General features: G+C 66.5%; 17 protein-coding genes. 7 read left to right on the plus strand and 10 right to left on the minus strand.

Translation table 11 applies throughout. The features are described 5' to 3' along the window. Window positions 1-45: 45 nt before the first annotated feature. The 4 genes from AL3_RS05615 to AL3_RS05630 all read right to left on the minus strand — a co-directional run bounded on the left by AL3_RS05615 (window position 46) and on the right by AL3_RS05630 (window position 4,885). The gene (locus tag AL3_RS05615) at window positions 46-1,278 is read right to left on the minus strand and encodes a kynureninase (protein WP_066297850.1); all 1,233 of its coding nucleotides are present in this window, start codon (window positions 1,276-1,278) and stop codon (window positions 46-48) included. A gap of 18 nt (window positions 1,279-1,296) precedes the next feature. Then, window positions 1,297-1,971 (minus strand): MaoC family dehydratase, encoded by a 675-nt coding sequence (locus AL3_RS05620; RefSeq protein WP_370665046.1) that lies wholly within the window; start codon window positions 1,969-1,971, stop codon window positions 1,297-1,299. 239 nt (window positions 1,972-2,210) lie between these two features. Next, a complete protein-coding gene (locus tag AL3_RS05625) occupies window positions 2,211-3,551 on the minus strand; it encodes a 3-oxoacyl-ACP reductase (RefSeq protein WP_066297856.1) in 1,341 nt (446 codons plus the stop codon). Window positions 3,552-3,553: 2 nt separating this feature from the next. After that, a complete protein-coding gene (locus tag AL3_RS05630; protein ID WP_066297858.1) occupies window positions 3,554-4,885 on the minus strand; it encodes an acetyl-CoA C-acetyltransferase in 1,332 nt (443 codons plus the stop codon). An 84-nt stretch (window positions 4,886-4,969) separates the two neighbouring features. Between AL3_RS05630 and AL3_RS05635 the strand changes: the two genes are divergently transcribed. Together AL3_RS05635 and AL3_RS05640 are read left to right on the plus strand one after the other, a co-directional pair. Next, complete coding sequence (locus AL3_RS05635) at window positions 4,970-5,716, plus strand: TetR/AcrR family transcriptional regulator (protein WP_246168562.1); 747 nt, start codon at window positions 4,970-4,972, stop codon at window positions 5,714-5,716. Between the two features lie 9 nt (window positions 5,717-5,725). Beyond that, a complete protein-coding gene (locus AL3_RS05640) occupies window positions 5,726-7,822 on the plus strand; it encodes an acyl-CoA dehydrogenase family protein (protein WP_066297862.1) in 2,097 nt (698 codons plus the stop codon). Between the two features lie 121 nt (window positions 7,823-7,943). On the opposite strand, the gene glgA is transcribed toward AL3_RS05640, so the two are convergent. Then, on the minus strand, window positions 7,944-9,140 hold the full coding sequence (gene glgA, locus AL3_RS05645; protein ID WP_066297863.1) for a glycogen synthase: 1,197 nt from the start codon (window positions 9,138-9,140) through the stop codon (window positions 7,944-7,946). 111 nt (window positions 9,141-9,251) lie between these two features. On the opposite strand from glgA, the gene glgC reads away from it, so the two are divergent. Next, entirely contained in the window at window positions 9,252-10,496 is a 1,245-nt protein-coding gene (glgC, locus tag AL3_RS05650) for a glucose-1-phosphate adenylyltransferase (protein ID WP_066297864.1), read from the plus strand. A gap of 118 nt (window positions 10,497-10,614) precedes the next feature. Beyond that, window positions 10,615-12,054, plus strand: a complete 1,440-nt coding sequence (locus AL3_RS05655; protein WP_066297866.1) for an SDR family NAD(P)-dependent oxidoreductase — start codon at window positions 10,615-10,617, stop codon at window positions 12,052-12,054. Here AL3_RS05655 and AL3_RS05660 read toward each other — a convergent pair. Then, the gene (locus AL3_RS05660) at window positions 12,026-14,869 is read right to left on the minus strand and encodes a cation-translocating P-type ATPase (RefSeq protein ID WP_246168560.1); all 2,844 of its coding nucleotides are present in this window, start codon (window positions 14,867-14,869) and stop codon (window positions 12,026-12,028) included. The genes AL3_RS05655 and AL3_RS05660 overlap by 29 nt on opposite strands. A gap of 118 nt (window positions 14,870-14,987) precedes the next feature. On the opposite strand from AL3_RS05660, the gene AL3_RS05665 reads away from it, so the two are divergent. The 3 genes from AL3_RS05665 to pepN are packed head-to-tail and all read left to right on the plus strand — an operon-like array spanning window position 14,988 to window position 20,352. Continuing rightward, window positions 14,988-15,992 (plus strand): YeiH family protein, encoded by a 1,005-nt coding sequence (locus AL3_RS05665; RefSeq protein ID WP_066297868.1) that lies wholly within the window; start codon window positions 14,988-14,990, stop codon window positions 15,990-15,992. A 24-nt stretch (window positions 15,993-16,016) separates the two neighbouring features. Continuing rightward, window positions 16,017-17,768, plus strand: coding sequence for a glycosyltransferase-like membrane protein (locus AL3_RS05670; protein ID WP_151723938.1), 1,752 nt, complete (start codon window positions 16,017-16,019; stop codon window positions 17,766-17,768). After that, entirely contained in the window at window positions 17,740-20,352 is a 2,613-nt protein-coding gene (gene pepN, locus AL3_RS05675) for an aminopeptidase N (RefSeq protein WP_066297873.1), read from the plus strand. Before AL3_RS05670 ends, pepN begins: the two co-directional genes overlap by 29 nt. Window position 20,353: 1 nt before the next feature. On the opposite strand, the gene AL3_RS05680 is transcribed toward pepN, so the two are convergent. The 4 genes from AL3_RS05680 to AL3_RS05695 form a co-directional block, all read right to left on the minus strand. Then, window positions 20,354-20,686, minus strand: a complete 333-nt coding sequence (locus tag AL3_RS05680; RefSeq protein ID WP_066297875.1) for a cupin domain-containing protein — start codon at window positions 20,684-20,686, stop codon at window positions 20,354-20,356. A gap of 41 nt (window positions 20,687-20,727) precedes the next feature. Continuing rightward, on the minus strand, window positions 20,728-21,798 hold the full coding sequence (lplAB, locus tag AL3_RS05685) for a lipoate-protein ligase LplAB (protein WP_083521480.1): 1,071 nt from the start codon (window positions 21,796-21,798) through the stop codon (window positions 20,728-20,730). A gap of 117 nt (window positions 21,799-21,915) precedes the next feature. Next, entirely contained in the window at window positions 21,916-22,173 is a 258-nt protein-coding gene (locus AL3_RS05690; RefSeq protein ID WP_066297878.1) for a type B 50S ribosomal protein L31, read from the minus strand. Between the two features lie 124 nt (window positions 22,174-22,297). Then, entirely contained in the window at window positions 22,298-23,140 is an 843-nt protein-coding gene (locus tag AL3_RS05695) for a cupin domain-containing protein (RefSeq protein ID WP_157075241.1), read from the minus strand. Window positions 23,141-23,161: the final 21 nt, after the last annotated feature.

Below are 23,161 nucleotides of genomic sequence, written 5' to 3' on the forward strand. Positions count from 1 at the left end.
CAGTACTCCAGCGGGGCAGTACTCCAGCGGGGGCAGTGCGCCGGCCTACCTGCTGCCCTCAAGTTCCTCCGCAATCGCCTCGATGCCCGTCCATGTCTCCGCGAACGACGTCGACAGCGGTGAGAGGCCCAGCCGGATGCCGTCCGGGTTGCGGTAGTCCGGGATGATGCCGCGCTGCCACAGCCGTGCGGTGATGTCCTTGAACGCCGGATGGTCGATGGTGATGTGGCTGCCCCTGCTCGCCGGGTCCCGCGGGGACGCGAGCACAACACCGTACCGGGCCAGGACCTCGTCCACAGCTTCGACGGCGAAGGCCGTCAGGGCTACGGACTTTGCCCGCACAGCCTGGATCCCCACGCGGGCGATGAGGCTTGCCATGTCCTGCATGGCGAGCATCCCCAGGATGGGTGGGGTTCCGGAGACCACCCGCGCAATACCGGCAGCCGGCACGTACTCAGCCCCCATGGCGAAGGGGTCACCGGCACCCAGCCACCCCTGGATCGGCTGCGTAAAAGTCTCCTGGTGCCGGCGGGCAACGTAGGCCCAGGCGGGCGCGCCGGGGCCGCCGTTGAGGTATTTATAGCTGCAGCCCGCCGCGTAGTCCACATTCCAGGCATCCAGTTCCGCCGGCACCGAGCCGGCCGAATGGCACAGGTCCCACAGCACCCGTCCGCCTGCCGCGTGGACCAGTCCGGTGATCGCCGGAACATCGGCGATAAACCCGGAACGGTAGGCCACATGGCTCAGCACCACCAGGGCGGTCCGGGGTCCGACGGCGGCCGCAACCGCTTCGGGCGACACACCGCCGTCGTAAGCCGCATCCACCCAGCGCAGGGTCAGCCCGCACTCGCGGGCGATGCCGTCCATCACATACCGGTCGGTGGGAAAGTTGTCCCGGTCCAGTACGATCTCCGTGCGCCCGGTCCCTGCGGCAACGGCGGCGCGGGCCAGCTTGTACAGCAGGACCGTGGTTGAGTCGGCGACGATGCACTGACCCGGAGCCGCGCCCAGGACGCTGGCCCCGAGCTGGTCGCCGACCGCCGCGGGCAGGCCCAGCCAGCCCTCGTCCCATCCGCGGATCAACCGGCCGCCCCACGCCTCACTGATGAACTCGGCCATCCGGTCCAGTGTTGCCGCCAGCGGCCGGCCCAGGGAGTTGCCGTCCAGGTAGGCACTGACACCGGGATCATTGTGCCCGATGAACAGTTCACGCAGGCCGGCCAGTGGATCTGCGGCGTCGAGTTCCTTGGCGCGGTTCAGGAAGGTGGAGGCTGTCATGGCCCGAAGGCTAGCAGCCTAAACGCCGGTCGATCCTCCCGCCGCACCCAGCGGACGCGCGGCTCCGTGGAAATGACGGCGGCGGGTCCGCTGGTTCCAGCCGGTGAACGTGGTTTCCCCGCGCTCCCCCGGTGATCCGGCGTCTGAAATCCGCAGGCTGACCGTCGCTGGGAGGAACACCGGAGACTCGAAGTCAATCTCCCATTCGAACGGTTCCTGCACTGCCGGCCCCGTCTCCGCGACCACCCGGGAGGCGAGGTACATCCCGTGGGCGATCGAGCGTTTCATGCCCAGCGCCTTGGCGGACAGGCTGCTGAGATGGATGGGGTTGAAGTCGCCGGAGACCCTGGCATAGTTCCGCCCGGCATCCGCACCGAGCCGCCACTGCGCCGTGGGCAGCGGCGGAACGAAGTCGGCCCGTTCCGCGCCGCGGGCCGGACGGTCGAGCCGGGGAAGGAACACGCCCTTCGCGAGGTACGTGGACCTCCCGGTCCAAACCAGTTCCGTCCCGGACCGGACTTCGGCGACCAGCTCAACCCGGGTTCCGGCACGGTGGCCGGCCAGGTTTTCCGCCCATGCCGTCACGGACAGCGGTTCCGTGTAGTGGATCGGCCGCAGGTGCCGGACCTCGTTGCGCAGATGCACCATTCCCAGCAGCGGCAGCGGGAAGTCCTCCCGCGCCATGACACTCATGGCCACCGGGAACGCGAACGTGTGGACGTATCCGGAGGGAAGGGTGTCCTGCGCGTTGTGCATGACCAGCCGCTGGAAGTCCGTCAGCTTTGCCAGGTCCACCCGGGCCTGCGGCACGGAGTGCCGCGCCGCAGGAAGCTCGTCCGTGGACGGCGGCGACAGCCTGCTGCGGGCAGCGTTGCCCACGGCGGCGAGGTACAGCCGTCCGAGGGCCGGGATTTCCTCCAGTTCCTGCACGCTCATGCGCCCACCATATTCTGGCCGCAGACCCGCAGGACAGTGCCGTTGATACCGGCGGCCGCATCCGAGGCCAGGAAGGCGATGGTTTCAGCGACGTCCAGGGGAAGCCCGCCCTGCTGCAGGCTGGAGAGCCGGCGGGCGACCTGCCGGGTCAGGGCAGGCATCCGGGCAGTCATGTCTGTTTCGATGAAGCCCGGCGCCACGGCGTTGATTGATCCGCCCCGCGGAGCCAGCAGCGGTGCGGTGGCCTGGACCATGCCGATGATCCCGGCCTTCGACGCGGCGTAGTTGGTTTGCCCACGGTTCCCCGCGATGCCGCTGGTTGAGGCCAGGGAGACAATCCGGCCGCTCCGGCTGAAAGTCTCCGAGGCCAGGAAGCGCTCGTTCATCTTCAGCTGGGAGGAAATGTTGACGGCCAGTACCGAATCCCAGCGGGAGGAGTCCATGTTGGCGAGCAGCTTGTCCCGGGTAATGCCGGCATTGTGGATCACAATGTCCAGGTGCCCGTAGCGGTCCGCCGCGTGCTGCAGGATCCGGTCCGCGGCGTCATCCCGGGTGATGTCAACCTGCAGGGCCGTTCCGCCGATTTCGTTGGCCACGGCAGCAAGCTGCTCCCCGGCGGCGGGAACGTCAACCACAATCACCGTGGCGCCTTCGCGGTGCAGCACCCGGGCGATCGAAGCGCCGATTCCACGGGCTGCCCCGGTAACGACGGCGGTTTTCCCGGCCAGCGAGGCCGTCCAGTCCGCCGGCAGCTCACCGGAGGCAGAACCGACGGTGATGAACTGGCCGTTGACGTAGGCGCTGCGGCCGGAGAGCAGGAAGTGCAGGGCGGCGGCCACGGATGGTGCGCCGGCGTCCGTGCCGTTGGCCAGCACGATGCCGTTGGCGGTGGCGCCTCCCCGCAGTTCATGGGCGAGGGACCGGAGGGTCCCGTCGATGCCCTGCCGGACTGCGGCGGCTGCCGGGTCCCCGGCTTCGGCGGCCGGACGGGAAACGGTGATGATCCGCCCGCCGGGGGCCAGATCCCGCAGGCTCGCACCGGCGTCGAGCACGACGGCGGAGAGGTCCTCCGGAGCGAGGGCCTCGTCCAGAACCAGGAGGATGGCGCCCAGGCGTTCCTTCGGAGTGGCATGCCGGCGCACATCCTGCTGCCAGGAAAGCAGCGTGGACGCCAGCACATCCGCCGACTCTCCCTTGCCCAGCAGCAGCACAGGGCCGGGGACCAGCGGTTTGGCAGGATCAAAGCGCCGCAGCACGGCCGGCCGGGGCAGGCCGAGTTTTTTGGCGATTTCCTTGGTGAAGCCGGAATTTACAAGGTTCAGATAGGCATCGGTCATGATCAGCGCGCCTCCAGGATAGCCACGAGGCCCTGGCCGCCGGCGGCGCAGATGGAAATCAGCCCCCGGCCGGAGCCCTTCTCGTGCAGCATCTTCGCCAGGCTGGCGACAATCCGGCCGCCGGTGGCCGCGAACGGGTGGCCGGCTGCGAGGGAGGAACCATTAACGTTCAGCCTGCTGCGGTCAATACTTCCCAGCGGACCCTCCAGGCCCAGCCGGGTGCGGCAGAATTCGTCGTCTTCCCATGCCGCGAGGGTGCTGAGCACCGTCCCTGCGAAAGCCTCGTGGATTTCGAAGAAGTCGAAGTCATCGAAGCTGAGGTTGTTCCGGGCCAGCAGCCGCGGAACGGCGAAGGCCGGGGCCATCAGGAGGCCGTCCCGGCCGTGGACGAAATCGACCGCACCGGCCTCGGCGTCGACAATGTTGGCGAGCATGGGAAGGTCGTTCTCCCGCGCATAGTCCTCGGAACCCAGCAGCACCACGGAGGCACCGTCGGTGAGCGGTGTGGAGTTGCCGGCCGTCATGGTCGCTTCGTCACCCAGTGCCCGGCCGAAGACGGGTTTGAGGGACGCGAGTTTCTCCAGGGAGGTATCGGCGCGCAGGTTGGAGTCCTTGGACAGGCCCCGGTAAGGGGTCAGGAGGTCATCGAAGAACCCGCGGTCATAGGCGGCCGCCAGGTTCCGGTGGCTGTTGTAAGCCAGCTCGTCCTGGCTTTCCCGGGTGATCTTCCACTGTGCCGTCGTGAGCGCCTGATGTTCCCCCATGGACAGCCCGGTCCGGGGTTCGCCGGTGTTGGGCGCATTCGGCGCCAGGTCCCTGGGCCGGATCTTCGCAACGGCCGCGATCTTCTGCTTGGTGGTCCGGGCCCGGGAGAGATCCAGCAGTGCGCGGCGCAGCCCTTCGCTGACGGCGATGGGGGCATCGGAGGCGGAGTCGACGCCACCGGCGATCCCGGACTCCAGCTGACCCAGCTTGATCTTGTTGGCCAGGGACACCACGGTCTCGAGTCCCGTCGCGCAGGCCTGCTGAACGTCGTAGGCCGGCGTCTGGGGCGAAAGCGCGGAACCCAGCACCGCTTCGCGGGTCAGGTTGAAGTCCCGGGAGTGCTTCAGGACTGCACCGGCGGCAACGGCGCCAATCCGCTCGTTTTGGAGGCCGAACCGGGCCACCAGTCCGTCCAGTGCGGCGGTCAGCATGTCCTGGTTGGAGCTGTGTGCGTACGCTCCGCCGGACCGGGCAAACGGGATGCGGTTGCCGCCGATGACCACGGCATTCCGCACGGCGGGACCTGAGGGCTGGGCGGGCCGGGGCGCGGACGTGGGTTGAGCAGCCATTCGTCGATCTCCTTGGGGGTCGGTGTGTGACGGGAGTTACTGTTACCCAGCGTACCTGATACGCTGGGTATCGTGAACAGCGCAGTGAAACAAACCACATCTGCACCGGATGGCCGCTCCATCCGGTGGGAAGCCCACCGGGCCGAGCGCCGCGGCGCCCTGATCAGGGCCGCCCGCCGCGCTGTGCACACCCTCGGTGCACAGGCATCGATGGAGGAGATCGCCGCCGCCTCAGGGACCTCGAAATCCGTCTACTACCGGTATTTCGGTGACAAGTCAGGGCTGCAGCAGGCGATGGGTGAAGTGGTTATCAACCAGATGCAGGAGAAGATCCTGGCGGCCGCCCGCAGCGCTGCCTCTCCCCGGTCCGGCCTGCGCGCCATGGTTTCCGCCTATCTGCAGATGGCGCAGACCTCCCCCAACGTGTATGCCTTCGTCACTGGAAGTCCCGCCGGTGAAGCGGCAGCAACGAACGGAAACGGTGTTGCCGCCGCCCTTTCAGACTTTTTCGCCAATATCAGCGCCATGATGGACCACGCCGTGAAGGCCTACCTGGAAGGCCATGAATCGAATGCCCTGACCCAGGCCGCCGCCGGCTTCTGGCCGACAGCAGCCCTGGGCATGGTCCGGGCCGCCGGTGAGCGCTGGCTCGCCACGCCTCCCGGACCGGGCCGTCCCACCGAAGCAGAAATGACCGACCAGCTGACCGTCTGGTTGTTCGACGGCATCGGATGGGACACCCCGGACCCCGCACTGACTTCAGACTCATCCTCAGCCACACCGCCGAACCGCACCGGGCGCAGGCCCGCCGCAGCCGGTGCCGACAAGTAAGGACACGCCATGACGCAATCAGTCTCCACTCCCGAGCGCGAGCTTCCGGCCAGCACCGTCATCAGCGATGACGATACGGCTACGGTCAACGTCGAGGCCCTGGGCCGCGCACTGCTTGGCAAGTGGCACGACATCCGGCTGCAGGCCCGCAGGCTGGCGGGCAGCGACGCCCTGCACACACCTGCGGGGCTGACCCACACCGAGCACCGGCTGCGGGTTATGGACCAGCTGAAGGTACTGGTGGACGCTGACGCCGTGCACCGGGCGTTCCCGGCCTACGTCGGTGGCCAGGACAACCACGGGGGCAACATCGCCGGCTTCGAGGAACTGGTGGTTGCAGACCCCTCCCTGCAGATCAAGGCCGGCGTCCAGTGGGGCCTCTTCGGCTCCGCTGTCCTGCATCTGGGCACCCGGGAGCACCATGAGAAATGGCTTCCGGGGATCATGAGCCTGGACATTCCGGGCTGCTTTGCGATGACGGAAACCGGCCACGGTTCCGACGTCTCCAGCATCGCCACCACCGCCGAGTACGACGCAGCGGCCCGGGAATTCATCATCAACACCCCGTTCCGCGCGGCCTGGAAGGACTACATCGGCAACGCGGCAGTCAACGGCAAGGCGGCCGTGGTCTTCGCGCACCTGATCACCAAAGGCGTGGACCATGGCGTTCACGCCTTCTATGTGGAGCTCCGCGATGACAACGGCTTCCTGCCCGGGGTTGGCGGCGAAGACGACGGCGTCAAGGGCGGGCTTAACGGCATCGACAACGGCCGCCTGCATTTCGACAACGTCCGGATCCCCCGGACCAACCTGCTCAACCGCTACGGTGACGTTGCTGAGGACGGTACCTATTCCTCGACCATCGAGAGCCCGGGGCGCCGGTTCTTCACCATGATCGGCACCCTGGTCCAGGGCCGGGTCTCCCTGGACGGGGCAGCCGTCGCCGCCTCCAAGCTCGGCCTCAAGATCGCCGTCCAGTACGCCACGGAGCGCCGCCAGTTCAACGGCGGCTCCGACACGGTCGAGGAAGTCCTGATGGACTACCAGCAGCACCAGCGCCGGCTGCTGCCGCTGCTGGCCACCACCTACGCGGCATCGTTCGCGCACGATGAACTGCTTGCCAAGTTCGATGACGTTTTCTCCGGCGCCGACGACACCGTTGAGAACCGCCAGGACCTGGAAACCCTCGCCGCGGCCCTGAAATCGCTCTCCACCTGGCATGCCCTGGACACCCTGCAGGAATGCCGCGAAGCGACCGGCGGGGCTGGCTTCCTTGCAGAGAACCGGCTGACGGCCCTTCGCGCCGACCTGGATATCTACGTCACCTTCGAAGGGGACAACACCGTCCTGCTCCAGCTGGTCGCCAAGCGGCTGCTGGCCGATTACGCCAAGGAGTTCCAGGGCGCCGACTTCGGAGTCCTGGCCCGCTATGTGGTTGGCCAGGCAACTGAGCGCACCTTCAACCGTTCGGGCCTGCGCCGGATCGTGCAGACTGTCGCCGACACCGGTTCGGAAAAGAAGTCAGCGATCGCCCTCCGGGACCCCAAGGCGCAGCACGATCTCCTGACCGACCGGGTGGCAACTATGGTCGCCGAAGTCGCCGGTAACCTGCGCGAAGCACGCAAGCTGCCCAAGGCCGAAGCCGCCGCAGTGTTCAACCAGAACCAGCACGACCTGATCGAGGCGGCCCGCGCGCACGCCGAGCTGCTGCAGTGGGAAGCCTTCACGCGGGGCCTGGACGGGATTGACGACGCCGGGACGCGCCAGGTGCTTACCTGGCTGCGGGATCTGTTTGGCCTGGGCCTGATCGAAAAGAACCTGGCCTGGTACCTGATGCACGGCCGGCTGTCCTCCCAGCGGGCCCGCACCCTGGGTGACTACATCAACCGGCTGCTCGCCAAGATCCGGCCGCACGCCCTGGACCTGGTGGACGCCTTTGGCTACGGCCCGGAGCACCTCCGGGCAGCCGTCGCCACCGGTGCCGAGAAGGCGCGCCAGGACGAATCAATGGAGTATCAGCGGCTGCTGCGCGCCAGCGGCGGTGCAGCGATCGACGAGAAGACGCTCCTCCTGCGGAAGAAGCAGGCGGCCAAGGCCAAGGGCTGACACCGCTCCCAGCCGCCGCTGCGGGGCGTAAAACGCCGGTGCCCGCCTGGAGATCCAGGCGGGCACCGGCGTTTTCCGCAGTCAGCTCAGCTCAGCTCAGGCCAGGTCAGGCCAGAAATGGTTACGGCACTACGGAGCGGTAAACGTCGAGCGTGGCCTCGGCGATCGCATCCCAGGAGAACTCCTTCGCAGCCCGCCGCCGTCCGGCTTCCCCCATTTCCCGGGCACGGAGCGGATCAGTGACGACGGCGGTCAGGGCCGCAGCGAAGTCGCGGACGAAGACCTCAGGGTGCAGCGGCGTGCCGGTGCCGTCATCAACCTGTTCCAGCGGAACCAGCAGTCCGGTCACGCCGTCGTCGACAACCTCAGGGATACCTCCCGTGGCGCTGGCTACCACCGCGGTCCCGCAGGCCATCGCTTCCAGGTTCACGATGCCGAGCGGTTCATAAATGGAGGGGCAGGCGAAAACCGTGGCGATGCTGAGGACCTTGAGCAGCTCCTGCCGCGGCAGCATCCGCTCAATCACAACCACCCCGCCGCGGGATTGTGAGAGTTCCTTGATCAGCACCGCTGTCTCAGCGGCGAGTTCCGGAGTGTCCGCCGCGCCCAGGCACAGGACCACCTGGACTTCGGGAGGCAGCAGGGCTGCAGCGCGCAGCAGGAACGGAACACCCTTCTGGCGGGTGTTGCGGCCCACGAACACAACGCTGGGCGCATCCGGATCGATGCCAAGGGCGCGGACAGCATCCGGGTCCTCGTCGGGATGCCAGGCGGCGGTGTCGATGCCGTTGTGGACCACCCGGACCTTGCCGGGAGTGACTTCCGGATAGGCGCGCAGGATGTCCCGGCGCATACCTTCAGAGACGGCAATGATGGCGGAGGCGGCGTCGTACGCGGTTTTCTCGACCCAGGAGGAGAGCGCGTAACCGCCGCCGAGCTGCTCGGCCTTCCAGGGCCGGAGCGGTTCCAGGCTGTGGGCGCTCAGCACGTGCGGCACGCCGTACAGCAGGGAACCCAGGTGTCCGGCCAGATTCGCGTACCAGGTATGCGAATGAATGAGGTCGGCGCCGGCAAAGCCCTGAAGCATGTCCAGATCGGTGCCGAGGGTCTGAACCGCCGGGTTGGCCTGGGACAGTTCAGCCGGCACGCCGTAAGCCAAGACCTGCGCGCCGTGGAAATCTGCCTGCCGCGGCGCACCGAAGCAGTGAACGCGCAGGTCAACCCGGCTGGCCAGCACCCGGCTCAACTCCGCGACATGCACACCGGCACCGCCGTAGATTTCGGGCGGGAATTCCTTGGAAACGATATCTATTCGCACCCTGACCAACGTAGTGCACGTCCCTTCCTTGATCTAGTGTGTTGGTCAGCAGGCTTATCTGCCCCTTCAGCGCTCAACATTTTCCCTGGGGAAAAGTCAGGAGTACGCACAATGGCACCCAAGAAAGTCCTGGCCGTGGTTCTCGCCGGGGGCGAGGGGAAGCGGCTGATGCCGCTCACGGCCGACCGGGCCAAGCCCGCGGTGCCCTTTGCCGGCAAGTACCGGCTGATCGATTTTGCCCTGTCCAACCTGGTCAATTCCGGTTACCTGCAGATCGTGGTGCTGACTCAGTACAAGTCGCACAGCCTGGACCGGCATATTTCCGAGACCTGGCGGCTTTCGACCCAGCTGCAGAACTACGTGGCTTCCGTTCCCGCACAGCAGCGGGTCGGGAAGAGCTGGTTCCTGGGCAGTGCGAATGCCCTGTACCAGTCCATGAACCTGATCGACGACGCGCGGCCGGACATCGTCGTCGTCATCGGTGCAGACCACGTCTACCGGATGGACTTCTCCCAGATGGTGGAGGCGCACCTGGAGTCCGGTGCACCGTGCAGTGTTGCCGCGGTCCGGCAGCCGCTCGAAATGGTCGACCAGTTTGGTGTCATCGAGACCAACCCCGCGGTTCCGGGGCGGATCGCCGCCTTCGTGGAAAAACCGTCCACTACCCCCGGCCTGCCTGATGACCCGGACAGCTTCCTTGCCTCCATGGGCAACTATGTGTTCACCACCGACGCGCTGGTTGAGGCGCTGCGGGTCGACGCCGAGCGGCTGATCACCAAACACGATATGGGCGGGGACATCATTCCCTACTTCGTGGAGCGCGGCGAGGCGGCGGTGTACGACTTCACCGAGAATGTTATTCCCGGTGCCACCGGCCGCGACCACCGGTACTGGAGGGACGTCGGGACACTGGATTCCTACTACGACGCCCACATGGACCTGATCTCCCCGTTGCCGGCCTTCAACCTCTACAACCTGCAATGGCCCATCTACACCCGCCAGAGTATTTCCCCGCCCGCGAAGTTCGTCCGCGGCGCTGATGACGAGCCGGGCACAGCCGTGGACTCGATTGTGTCCAACGGCGCAGTGATCTCCGGCGGCAGCGTCAGCGGCTCCGTGCTGGCCCACGACGTCTACATCGACGCCCAGTCCACGGTCAGCGACAGCGTCATCATGGACGGCGTCCATGTGGGTGAACGCTCGATCATCCGCCGGGCCATCATCGACAAGTTCGTCCAGGTCCCGGCCGGGGCCACTGTCGGCGTCGACCGGGAACTGGACCTCGCCCGCGGATTCACGGTGACGGCGTCGGGCCTTACGGTGGTGAGCAAGGGACAGTCCGTGCGGACCGGATAACGCCCGCAGCGGGGTTGGCCGATACCGGGCTCTGCCCGGGTTCGCGGTAGAGTCGAGGAGCAGCAGATTGCCTCCGCCGTGTACACCGCCGGCGGACCCACACCGCAGAAACGACTCCATGAGCAGCACTGACCTGAGCCCTGAAGACCTCGACGCCTGTCTTCGGGTCCTGTCCCAGATCCACGTCCTTGATGAAGAGCACCCGGACCATGTGGCCGTCCGCCGGGCCACGGCGAAGATGTTCAAAGCCGTCAAGAAACACCGCAAGGTCACCAAACGGGACGCTGTGGCGGAAGCAGACCGCGCCGTCGTCGCCCGCACGGCCACCGGCGCGCCGGACCGGATCGATGACGAAACCCGCGGTGCCCAGCTGACCAGCGCCGCCCACGGTCCCTCCGCCGGTACCCTGCTCAAGGCGCGTAACTGCTACATCTGCAAGCAGCCCTACACCCTTGTCGACGCGTTTTATCACCAGCTTTGCCCGGAGTGCGCTGCCTTCAGCCACAGCAAACGGGATGCACGCACGGACCTGAGGGGCAAGCGGGCACTGCTGACCGGCGGGCGCGCCAAAATCGGCATGTACATCGCCCTGCGGCTGCTGCGTGACGGTGCGCATACCACCGTCACCACGCGGTTCCCCAAGGATGCTGCCCGCCGCTTCGCGGCCATGGAAGACTCCGCGGACTGGCTGCACCGGCTCAAAATCGTGGGAATCGACCTGCGTGATCCCGCCCAGGTGATTTCACTGGCCGACGCCGTGGCGGCCGAGGGCCCGCTCGACATCCTAATCAACAACGCGGCGCAGACCGTCCGGCGCACCTCCAACGCCTATCAGCCGCTGATGGACGCCGAGCTCGAAGAGCTGCCGGCCGGCCGGCCGATGCCGGAACTGGTGACTTTCGGCAACACCTACAACGCCCATCCCACGGCCCTGGCCGGGTCGGTGGCTGAGCACCCGGTGCTGGCCGGAGACGCTGTGACCTCCCTCGCCCTGACCGCTGGATCATCCTCGCTGGCCAGGCTCGAGGCGGGCACCGCGATCGACGCCGGCGGACTGGTCCCGGACACCGCACCGATCAACAGCTGGACCCAGGTGGTGGACCAGGTTGAACCGCTCGAAATGCTCGAGGTGCAGCTGTGCAACGTCACTGCGCCGTTCCTGCTGGTGAACCGGCTGCGTCCATCGATGGCGGCCTCACCGGCACGGCGCAAGTACATCGTGAACGTCTCGGCGATGGAGGGCCAGTTCGCGCGCCGCTACAAGGGCCCCGGCCACCCGCACACCAACATGGCGAAAGCCTCGCTGAATATGCTGACCCGAACCAGTGCGGGCGAAATGCTTGAGACCGACGGGATCCTCATGACCGCCGTGGACACCGGGTGGATCACGGATGAACGTCCGCACCCAACCAAGGTGCGGCTCGCCGAAGAAGGGTTCCATGCTCCGCTGGACCTGGTGGACGGAGCGGCGCGGGTTTACGATCCGATCGTGATGGGCGAAGCGGGAGAAGACCTGCACGGGGTCTTCCTTAAGGATTACCGGCCCTCTCCCTGGTAGCCCGCCGCCGGCGCACCGCACCCACGGCTTTGCTGAGCTCGGAAACCACCACAATGGTCGCGGCCACACCGATGCAGAGCAGCCACTGGTCCGCTGTCAGAGGGACGGTGTCGAACAGCGCCTCGAAGACGCCGAGCTGTACCACCAGGATCTGGAGCACGACGACGGCGCCCAGGGCCAGCCAGATGGTGCGGTTCGTGAACGTCTGCAGCGAGAACAGCGAGGACGTTTCGCTGCGGACGTTGAGCAGGTTGAAGACCTGGTAAAAAACGAAGGTCGTGAACGCCATGGTGGTGGCGAAATTGGGGCTCGCCGCCGCACTGTCCGGGAAAAGCGCCGGGACGCTCAGCAGCACCCAGCAGGTCCCCGCAGCCATCACCAGGCCCGAGACCAGGAGGGCGGCCAGCCGCTGGCCGGTCAGCAGGGGCTCCCGGGGTTTCCGGGGCGGCTGCTGCATCACTTTGGGATCCGTGGAGTCCACCCCCAGTGCCAGTGCCGGCGGCCCGTCCATGATGATGTTGACCCACAAAATCTGGATCGCCGTGAAGGGTGCTCCTCCGGCGAAGCCAAAGGTGGCCGCGGCCAGGAAGATCAGCACGAAGCCCCAGGCAGTCGTGAGCTGGAACCGGACGAACTTCAGGATGTTGGCGTAGATTCCGCGTCCCTCTTCGACGGCGGCGACGATCGTGGCGAAGTTGTCATCGGTGAGGATCATCCGTGCGGCGCCCTTGGACACATCAGTACCGGTGATGCCCATGGCGATGCCGATGTCCGCGCGCTTCAGGGCAGGTGCGTCGTTGACGCCGTCGCCGGTCATGGCAACCACATCACCGTTGGCCTGGAGCGCCTCGACGACCCGCAGCTTATGCTCTGGTGAGACCCGCGCCAGCACACCGTACTGCGGTGCACGCTCCTGGAGTTCCTGCTCACTGAAACGGTCCACTTCGGCTCCGGCCACCGCACTCCCCCGGATGCCCAGGTCCTTGGCGATCGCCGAGGCTGTGACGAGGTGGTCCCCGGTGATCATGTGCACCTGGATGCCGGCGGCGTGGGCCACCGCGATGGCTTCGCGGGCTTCGGCGCGGGGCGGGTCCATGATACCGACCACGGCGAAGAGCACCAGGCCGGTTGCCGCTTCCTTCAGTCCGGCTGCGGAACCGGGGAGCGGTCCGTCCAGCGGGCGGCCTGCCACTGCCATGGTCCGCAGGCCCGTATCGGCCAGGGCCGTGATATCCGCCAGCAACCGTTCACGGTCGCCGTCGGTCAGCGGCTGCACACCGTCCGGAGCGGACATCGCGGTGCAAAGATCCAGCACAACGCCCGGGGCGCCCTTGACATTGCAGTAAACCGCGCCGGGCCGGTTGACGTTCTCATTAAATGTGGCCATGTACTTGTACTCGGAGTCGAAAGGAATTTCCGCGGCCCGCGGATGCTCGGCGCGGGCCCCGGAGGGGTCAATTCCGCCCTTTTCCGCCAGCACCACCAGGGCTCCCTCCGTGGGATCCCCGGTGAGCACACCGTCGGAAACGGTGGCGTCATTGCACAGGGCCATCACCAGGTACGCCTCGGTAAGCGCGGGAACCGGCAGCCCGTCCGGACTCAGGATCCGGCCCTCAATTCCATACCCGGTCCCGGTGACCCGGAACTGCCGCCCGTTGGCGGTGATGATCCGGCGCGCTGTCATTTCGTTGAGCGTCAGCGTGCCGGTCTTATCTGTGCAGATCTGCGAGGTTCCGCCCAGGGTCTCCACGGCGGAGAGCTGTTTGATGATGGCCCCGCGGGCCGCCAGCCGGGATGCGCCCATGGCCAGGGTGAACGCGACGACGGCGGTGAGTCCCTCCGGGATGGTGGCCACGGCCAGGGAGACCGAGGTAAGCAGCAGGGAGTTCAGGTCCTCGCCGCGGAGCAGGCCCAGGACAAAAACCAGCGCGACGACGCCCAGGGCGATCCAGGTCAGCAGTGCCGCGAGCTGGTCGATGCTGCGCTGCAGGGACGTCTTTTCTTCAACGGTGCTTCCCAGAAGGTGGGCGATCCGGCCCATCTGGGTGCCCATGCCGGTGCTGGTCACGACCATAACGGCACGTCCGCGGCTGATTTCTGTGCCCATGTAGAGCATGCCGTGCCGGTCGGCCACGGGTACGTCCTCCGTCTGGAGGGAGGCGGCGTCTTTGTTCACCGGCTGGGATTCACCGGTGAGGGCGGCCTCGGCGGCCTGCAGGCGCACCGCCTCCAGGAGCCTGCCGTCCGCCGGCACGGCGTCCCCGGCTTCCAGCAGGACGATGTCCCCGGGCACGAGGTCGGTGCGCGGAACCTGGGTCGCCCGGCCTCCGCGCCTGACCCGCGCCGTGCCGACATCGGTGCGGCGCAGCGCTTCCAGGCTGTTTTCGGCCCGGCGTTCCTGGACGTAATTCAGGATGGTGTTCAGGACGACGACAGCCAGGATGACGATCGGCGTCTCGAGATCCCGGGAAACGACGGCGCTGAGGACGGCAGCGGCCAGGAGCACCAGGATCAGCCGGTCCGAGAGCAGGGCAAGGATCTTCCGCCAGGCAGGTACCGCCGGAGCGCCGGCGAGCTGGTTGGGACCGTATCGGGACAGGCGTTCGTTGACCTGCTGTTCGCTCAAGCCGGTTTCGGGGCTGGATTCCAGCGCCGCCGCAGCATCCGGACCGGGCATGGTCCAGGGCGGCGGGATCTGGGTCTGCGGCTCTGCCTCTGCCTGCGCCTGGGCCTGTGCCTGCGCGCCGGGCCGTGGTTTGGGTGACGGGGCGTTCCTGCCGGACCGCCCGGAATCCGGGTTACTGCCATGCTGCATGGGCTGCCCCTGTGCTGGGCTCGTCGGATGGTCCGGCCAGTCTAGCAACGGGGCATCGGGGCGGTAATGGTCCGCTGCCGAGTTGGTTGGCCCGGCCTGCGTCAGGGATTGTGGAGCAATGCGTTCACTCTCCGCCGCCAAACACCTTCCCGGGCTGGCCGCCTCGGCTGTGGCCGTTGTTGCCTGCCTGGCGCTGCACCGGCTGCTGCCCGGCATTCCCGTCCTTACCGCAGCCGTTGTCCTGGGCCTGCTGGTGGGGAACCTGCCCGGTACGGCGCAGCGGACAGCTGGCTCCTGGAAACCGGGGCTGGCGTTGGCCGCGAAGAAGTTCCTGCGCTTCGGGATTGTGCTGTTGGGACTCAAGGTGTCCCTGGTAGACATCGCCGGGCTGGGCTGGCCAGCGGTCCTGCTGATCATCACCCTCGTGGGTTTTTCCTTCGGAGTGACCTATCTGGTCTGCCGTGCATTCGGGTTGCCGGGTGATGAGCCGGTGCTGATCGCTGCCGGCTTTTCGATCTGCGGTGTCTCCGCGATCAGCGCCGTCGCTGCGGCCCGGCAGATCCGGCAGGCTCAGACGGCGGTTCCGACCGCGATGGTCACCCTGTTCGGAACCCTGGCCATCGGCGTCCTGCCGTTGCTGTCCTCCCTGCTGGGCCTGCCGCCGGAAGTCTTCGGCTTCCTGGCCGGCGCCGCCGTCCACGACGTGGGGCAGGTGGTGGCCACGGCGCAGACCGCCGGCACAGCGGCCCTCGCCCTCGCCGTCGTCGTTAAGCTGGTCCGGGTGCTGATGCTGGCGCCCGTCAGTGCCGCGGCCGGCCTCCACCACCGCCGCCGTTCCGGCAGCGAGGGGAAGCTTCCGCCCCTTGTTCCGCTGTTCGTGGCCGGGTTCCTGGCCGCTGTGCTGCTGCGGACCACCGGAATCGTGCCGCCGGCGGTCCTGGGAGCAGCGGCCAGCGTGCAGGACTTGCTTTTCACGGCGGCGCTGTTCGGACTCGGGGCATCGGTGAAGGTCCGCAGCCTCCTGCGGTCCGGCGGGCCGGCCGCAGCCGCCTCACTGGTGTCCTGGCTGATCATCGTCGGGGCGTCGCTTCTGCTGGCCGTCCTTCTGGTTCCCGCGGCCTGACACGCTTGTCTTCCGGATTCGGCCATGGTTAGGATCTGGCTCACTGAGGGCCGGGTGTTTGGTGCCCGCCGGCGGCAGGGGGACAATATGACGGCTGTCCACCCTCGAACGCGCCGCGGGACGGGTCACGAAGCGGTCCCTCGGAAGGCCGGCCTGCTGCCCAGGATTGCCGGGTTGGTGTGGTCCGGCCTCATCTTGTGGCTGCTCTGCTCAAACCTGGTTCTGCCTTCCTACGGATTCTCCCGTTACGAGACGTGGGCTGCTGTACTCTGCGGTGTGGGGGTACTGGGGCTCACCGTGGCCTTTCCCTGGCTGCTTGCCAGAATAGACGCAGGAACTGCCGGGCACCGGTGGCTGCGGGCCCTTCTCTCGGTCCTGGGCTGGTCTGTGCTGTTCGCCTGCCAGGCCCGGGTAGCAGATGCCGTCCGGCTCCCGCCGGACTGGGACGCGGCTGCGGTGTACTTTTCCGCCCAGGCGCTGGCGGACCAATCGCCGGGAAACGTTGACTCGAGCTACTTCCAGATCAACCCCAATAACGTGCTGCTGATGCTCCTATTGAGCAGATTCCTGGAAACGGCTCAGGCCATGGGCAGTACTGACCTGCGGCAGTCGGTGGCCTACCTCAACGCGGCCATTCTCTTCTGCGGCATGCTGCTGACATATGCGGCGGCCGCACTGGTCGGCGGCCGGCAGACAGCCCGGCTGACGCTGATACCCTCCTTCATCCTCGTACTTCTTTCGCCGTGGCTGCCGGTTTTTTACTCCGATACGGCGGGGCTGCTGTTCCCAATTCTCATATTCTTCCTTCTGGCCGCCGCCGCGCGGTGCTCCTGGCCTATGCGGATTATTCTCTGGGCAGCAGCGGGAGCTGCCGGGGCTGTGGGATATGGCATCAAACCGACAGTTTTGATCTGCCTGGTGGCAGCCGGACTTGTGGGCATATGCTCGCTCCGCAGACGCCTGTGGCGGCGGGACGCCGCGCTCACGCTGCTCGGGGTGGCAGTGACAGTGTTCTCTTTTGCTGGGACTCACGCTGCTATTGCGGCCTGGGAAAACTCGGGAGTGTTCAACGGCGCTCCCGTCTCCGCGGAATTCGCCATTCCCCCGACGCACTTCTTGAAGGTTGGGGCCCAGCAGTACCCAGGACCGTATGGTGACTACTTCGGTGCCTACAACGAGCCAGACCGTCTATCGACACTGGCAATTAGGGACCCGCAGGAGCGTTTCGACGCAGGTCTCGAGGCATACCGGGACCGAGTGGACGCTATGGGCCCGGCAGGATACGCCGGGTTTCTGAATGCGAAACTGCGCTGGATCACGGGCGATGGTTCCTTCTTCAGCTGGGGCGAAGGGCGGATGACAGCGAACGAGTTTATCGCCGAAGATGGGCTGAGCCGGACCATCCAGGATTTCTACGGCCCGGGCCGACCGGGATTCGGATTCATCCTCGACCTTTGGCAGGGGACCTGGTTCCTGCTCCTTGCTCTGTGCGGCGGAGCCCTCTTCCTGCGGGATCCCCGTTCGGCTGCGCTGGGCCCGGTTATGGCCCGCGTGAGCCTGCTGGGACTCTTGCTGTTCCTCATGTTCTCGGAGGGCAGAGCGCGGTTCCTCTATCTCTATGTCCCCTACTTCATTCTCCTGGGCGCAGTTTCGCTGCGTTGCCTGCCCGGCCTGACCAGCCGCTGGCGGAACGCAGGCCGCAGGCCCCGGCCTGTGGAAGATGGGGCCAAGGTGGTTGAATGGACGGGTGTCGAACCAAAATCTGCGCCGCGATGAGGCCGCCGCCCGTTCCCGTCTGCTGACTGTCGATTCCTATGACGTCGACCTGGACCTGGGCAATGCCGCTGATCCAGCCGCCGCCGGTTTCCGTTCCCGCACCACCATCCGTTTTTCGTGCAGTGAGGCGGGCACCACCACGTTCCTGGACTTCATCCACGGCGGAGTGGACGCCGTCGTCGTTAATGGGAATGCCTACGACCCGGCGGAGTCAGTGACCGGATCCCGGATTGCCCTGCACAACCTCCAGGCCGGAGAGAACACGGTGACTGTGCAGGGAACTGCCCTCTACAGCCGCAGCGGCGAAGGCCTGCACCGCTTCACCGACCCGGCCGACGGGCAAACCTACCTGTACACGCAGTATGAACCCGCGGATGCCCGCCGTGTCTTCGCGAACTTCGAGCAGCCGGATCTCAAGGCATCATTCACCTTCCATGTGACCGCTCCGGCTGACTGGGAAGTCGCCTCCAATGGTGTGGAAGCGGCCCGCACGCCCCTGGCGGACGGAAGGCTCAGCCGCTGGGATTTCGCTCCCACCCAACGGATCTCCACCTACATCACCACCGTGCTCGCCGGCCCGTACTTCAAGGCGTCTGACACCTGGTCCACGGAACTGCCCAACGGTACCGGGCTGGTGGTCCCCCTGGGCGCCTACTGCAGGGCGTCGCTGGCGGAGTACTTCGACCCGGAGAGCATCTTCGACACCACCAAGCGGGGCCTGGACTACTTCCACCAGCTCTTCAACTACCCCTACCCTTTCGGCAAGTACGACCAGGCGTTTGTGCCCGAATACAACCTGGGCGCCATGGAAAACCCGGGGCTGGTGACCTTCACCGAGGCGTACGTCTTCCGGACCAAAGCGACTGAAGCGCAGTACGAGGCCCGGGCCAACACGATTCTGCACGAAATGGCGCACATGTGGTTCGGGGACCTGGTCACCATGCGCTGGTGGGACGACCTGTGGCTGAAGGAGTCCTTCGCGGACTACATGGGTGCCCTGGCCGTGGACGAGGCAACCGGCTGGACGAACTCCTGGGTCAGTTTCGCCAACCGCCGGAAGGCCTGGGCCTACGTCCAGGACCAGCTTCCCACCACCCATCCGATCGTGGCTGACATCCCGGACCTCGAGGCCGCCAAGCAGAACTTCGACGGCATCACCTACGCCAAGGGCGCCTCCGTCCTGAAACAGCTGGTTGCCTATGTGGGCTTTGAACCGTTTATCAACGCCTCCCGGGCCTACTTCGCCCGGCATGCCTACGGCAACACAACGCTGGCAGACCTGCTGGATGTCCTCGCTGAGGCATCAGGACGGGATATGGGGCACTGGGCACAGCTCTGGCTTCAGACCGCCGGCGTGCCGGTCCTGGAAGTGGACGCCGAGACGGCGGAGGACGGCACCTTCGAGGCCGTCACGGTCCGCCAGGACGCTCCCGACCCGGTCAGCGGCGAGCAGGTTCCGCGCCCCCACCGCCTGCAGCTGGGTCTGTACGACTTCAACGCCGAGGGCTGGCTGGAACGCTCCGGCAGCGTGGAGGTCGACGTCGAGGGGCGGCGCACGCCGGTCCCCGGGCTGGTAGGCAAAGCGCGTCCCGCCCTCCTGCTGCCGAACGACGGCGACCTCACCTACGCGAAGATCAGGTTCGATCCGGTCTCCCTCGCCAACCTGCTGGATCACCTCCCCCGGCTTCGTGATCCCCTGGCCCGTGCCATTTGCCTGTCGGCGCTCTGGAACAACGTGCGGGACGGTGTGCTCTCCGCTCACGACTACGTTCGGCTCGTCATCCGGGCCGCACCCACGGAAACCGGGGCGGGGGTTCTTCAGGCACTGCTCGAAAACGCCCGCGCCGCAGTGGAACGGTACGCTCCGGAGGAGATCCGGGCGCAGCTGCGTGAACAGCTGTTCACGGCCGTTGCCGCGCAGCTGGCTGCCGCCGCCGGCGGCAGCGACCTGCAGCTCATCTGGGCGCGGGCCGCCGCTGCCCTCGGCCGGCGCAGTTCCAGCCATAACCCGCTGTTCCGCGGCCTGCTCTCCGGTGAGGTGGCCTACCCGGGCCTCATCGTTGATGCGGACCTGCGCTGGAAACTGTGGCAGGCCCTGGCCGGGACGGGGTCTGCGGGGACCGGCGAACTGAAGTCCGAACTTGACAGCGACAACACTGCGGCCGGCCGGGTAGGTTTCACGGTGGCTGCCGCGGCGCTGCCGGATCCCGCCGTCAAGGCAGGTGCCTGGAACGCAGCTGTCCATTCGAACGAGCTGTCCAACGAGCTGCTCTCCGCCACCATTGAGGGATTCAACATTGGCGGCCACGACCTTCTGGATCCTTTTATCGAGGACTACTTCGCGTCGCTGGCCGGGGTGTGGAGCAGCCGCAGCATCGAGCTGGCCTCACGGGTGGTCGCCGGCCTCTATCCGGCCGGTCAGGACCTTCCTCCGCACGTGGTTCCAGCGGACCATCCCGTCGTGGAACTGAGCCAGCAGTGGCTTGAAACGAATCCGGAGGCACCGGCGGCGCTGCGCAGGATTGTCCTGGAACAGCAGGATCACCTGCTGCGGTCGCTTCGGGCGCAGGCGGCTGCGCGCTAGGCTACGGCCTTTTCGCGACGCTGAGCAGGAAGGCGGAGTCTTCCAGCGCGGACACGGCATGCCGGGCCTGCGGCACAATCAGCAGGTCGCCGGCGGATCCTTCCCAGGAGGTGCCTTCGGAGCTGAGGCTCACCCGCCCCTTGAGCACCATGATGGTGGCTTCGCCGGGGTTCTCATGTTCGTCCAGGACAAAACCGGCCGCCAGGGCAATAACCGTTTGGCGCAGGATGTGTTCGTGTCCCCCGTACACCGTGGCGGCGCTTCGCCCGGAGGAAGCCTGCCGGGCGGTTTCCAAATGGTTCCTGACCAGCGCCGTCAGCGACTTCTTTTCCATACGGCGAAGTCTAAGGGCCGCTCCCGGCGGCCGTAAGAGTGTTACGGCACGCGGTTGATCCACTCGGGCGTATCGAACTTCGCCTCGACCTTCTCCTTGGCCCGGTTCATCTCCTTCTCCGAGATGGCGGACTGTTTGGCGCCGTACCGTCCGGCGAAGGTCTCCATCATCGTCTTGATAATCTCTTCGCGGCTGAGGCCCGTTTGCCGGCGCAGCGGATCCACGCGCTTTTTTGCGCTGCGGGTTCCCTTGTCGGAGAGTTTCTCCTTGCCGATGCGCAGGACGTCGACCATTTTGTCGGCGTCGATGTCGTAGGACATCGTGACGTGGTGCAGCATTCCACCGGAGCTGAGCCGTTTCTGCGCCGCCCCGCCGATCTTCCCCTGGTCGGTGGCGATGTCGTTGAGCGGCTGGTACCAGGCCTTGATGCCCAGGCGTTCAAGGGATTCCATGACCCACGCGTCCAGGAACGGGTAGGAGTCAGCGAAGCTGAGCCCGTCCACGAGGGACTGCGGGACGTAGAGGGAGTAGGTGATGGCATTGCCGTGTTCCATGAACATGGCCCCGCCGCCGCTGATACGCCGGACCACGGTCACACCGTGCCGCTCCGCGCCGTCGGGATCCACTTCGTTGCGCAGCGACTGGAAGCTGCCGATCACCACAGACGGGGTTTCCCACTCCCAGAAACGAAGGGTCGGATGCCGCCGGCCGGCACCAACCTCTTCGGCCAGGACTTCATCCATGGCGACATGCATGTGCGTGGAGAGCGGCGTGGGAGGAATGATCTCCCACTCGTGGTCGGCCCAGCTGGTGGCCTTCGCCAGTGCCCGGCGTATGGTGATGGCGACTGCCTCCGGGGAGAACCCGAACAGCACGGCGTCGGGGCTCAGCCGGGCCCGGACGGCAGCGCTGATCTGCTCCGCCGTACTCTCCGCCGGCAGGCCGTTAAGGGCAGCGTTGATGTCCTCGAGGGCATCATCCGGTTCCAGGAAGAAGTCTCCGCTGAGGGAGACAGACCCCAGGACTCCATCGCGCACTTCAAGGTCCACAACAACGAGTTTCCCGCCGGGTACCTTGTATTCCCCGTGGCGGCTGTCGCGTTCTTCGTTCATTCTGACCCCTCTTGGATACGCAATCCGGACTTCTTCGATGCTGATGAAAACGAAAGGCCCGTCCGGAACAAACCGGACGGACCTTCCAATCTTAGGCTGCTGCCAGGAAGCGAAATGCTACTTCTTGCCGCCGAAGCCCTTGAAGCGTGCGTTGAAGCGCTCGACGCGGCCTGCGGAGTCCATGATGCGCTGCTTGCCCGTGTAGAACGGGTGCGATGCGGAGGAGATTTCCACCTCGATGAGCGGGTAGGTGTTGCCGTCTTCCCACTCGATGGTCTTGGAGGAGGAGGCCGTGGAGTTCGTCAGGAATGCGGTGTCGGACGCGAGGTCGCGGAAGACTACCGGGGCGTACTTGGGGTGGATATCAGACTTCACAGTAATACCTTCTTTAGGTGACTGGATTTTGCCAGGCACGATGGGTTTCAAAAACTTAGGTTTTCACAAGCTCTGATGGCCAAACGGCCAACACTCAATCTTAGCCTAAACGGGCCAGCGGCTGTTAACCACGCCCCCAGTCTGTCACTGATGCGCGGATCGAGGAGCGGATCCCCCGGGTTGTACCCGTGTATTCAATGATCAGTGGGCGGTAGAGCTCATCGAGCACCAGCACCAGTGACCCGGTGAATCCCCCGGGCTCGGCTGATTCGATGACTGCGGTGAGCTTGGTGGCCGGCTCCCCATTGTGCTCGGCATCGTAGTCCGGAAGCGCCGGCCGGGCGGCGTCCAGCAGGCCCCGGAGGCGTTCGGGATTCGACGTCAGTTCCGCGGCGTCAACCAGGACAGCTGCATAGGCTTCCTCGGCGCCTCCGTCCGCGTTGGCCGCAACCTCGGAATCGCCAGTGCGCAGGGTGCGGTCCGCCCCGTCGACGGTGATTTCCAGTTCACCGTCCTGGCTGCTCAACTCCATGCTGAACCCGGGAGCGGTCCGGAAGTCCATGCTGTACGTTCCCGGCGGCAGCCAGCTCGCCGCCGTCGTCAGGCTTTGCCGGGCGCCGGCTCCCGCCACCATGGCCGCCGAAATGCAGGATCCAGCGTCCGGGAAGGGTGCCGTGTCTCTGCGGAGAAGCCATTGGCAGGCCTCCTGAACATCTGACGCCATGCCGGCCTGGGCCCCGCTGACACCCACCTGCAGCGGCGGGGGCGCCGGCTCCGCATCAGGTTCCGCGGTGCGCACCCGCGCCTGCTGCGGGGCAGCAGGCACGGACGCGGAGGCGGCCTGCGTGGCCTGCCGCGTTTCCAGCTGCTCTGCCGTCGGACCGCAGGCGGCCGCCGCCGGCAGTAGCGCAGCCAGGCACAGCACGGTTATCCGTTGCCGCCGGATCGGGTGGACGCGTCTGGCCATGGAAGAGATCCCGGAGTCGGT

The organism is Arthrobacter luteolus NBRC 107841 (assembly GCF_001552075.1).
In the GTDB taxonomy this organism is placed as follows: Bacteria; Actinomycetota; Actinomycetes; order Actinomycetales; family Micrococcaceae; genus Arthrobacter_B; species Arthrobacter_B luteolus.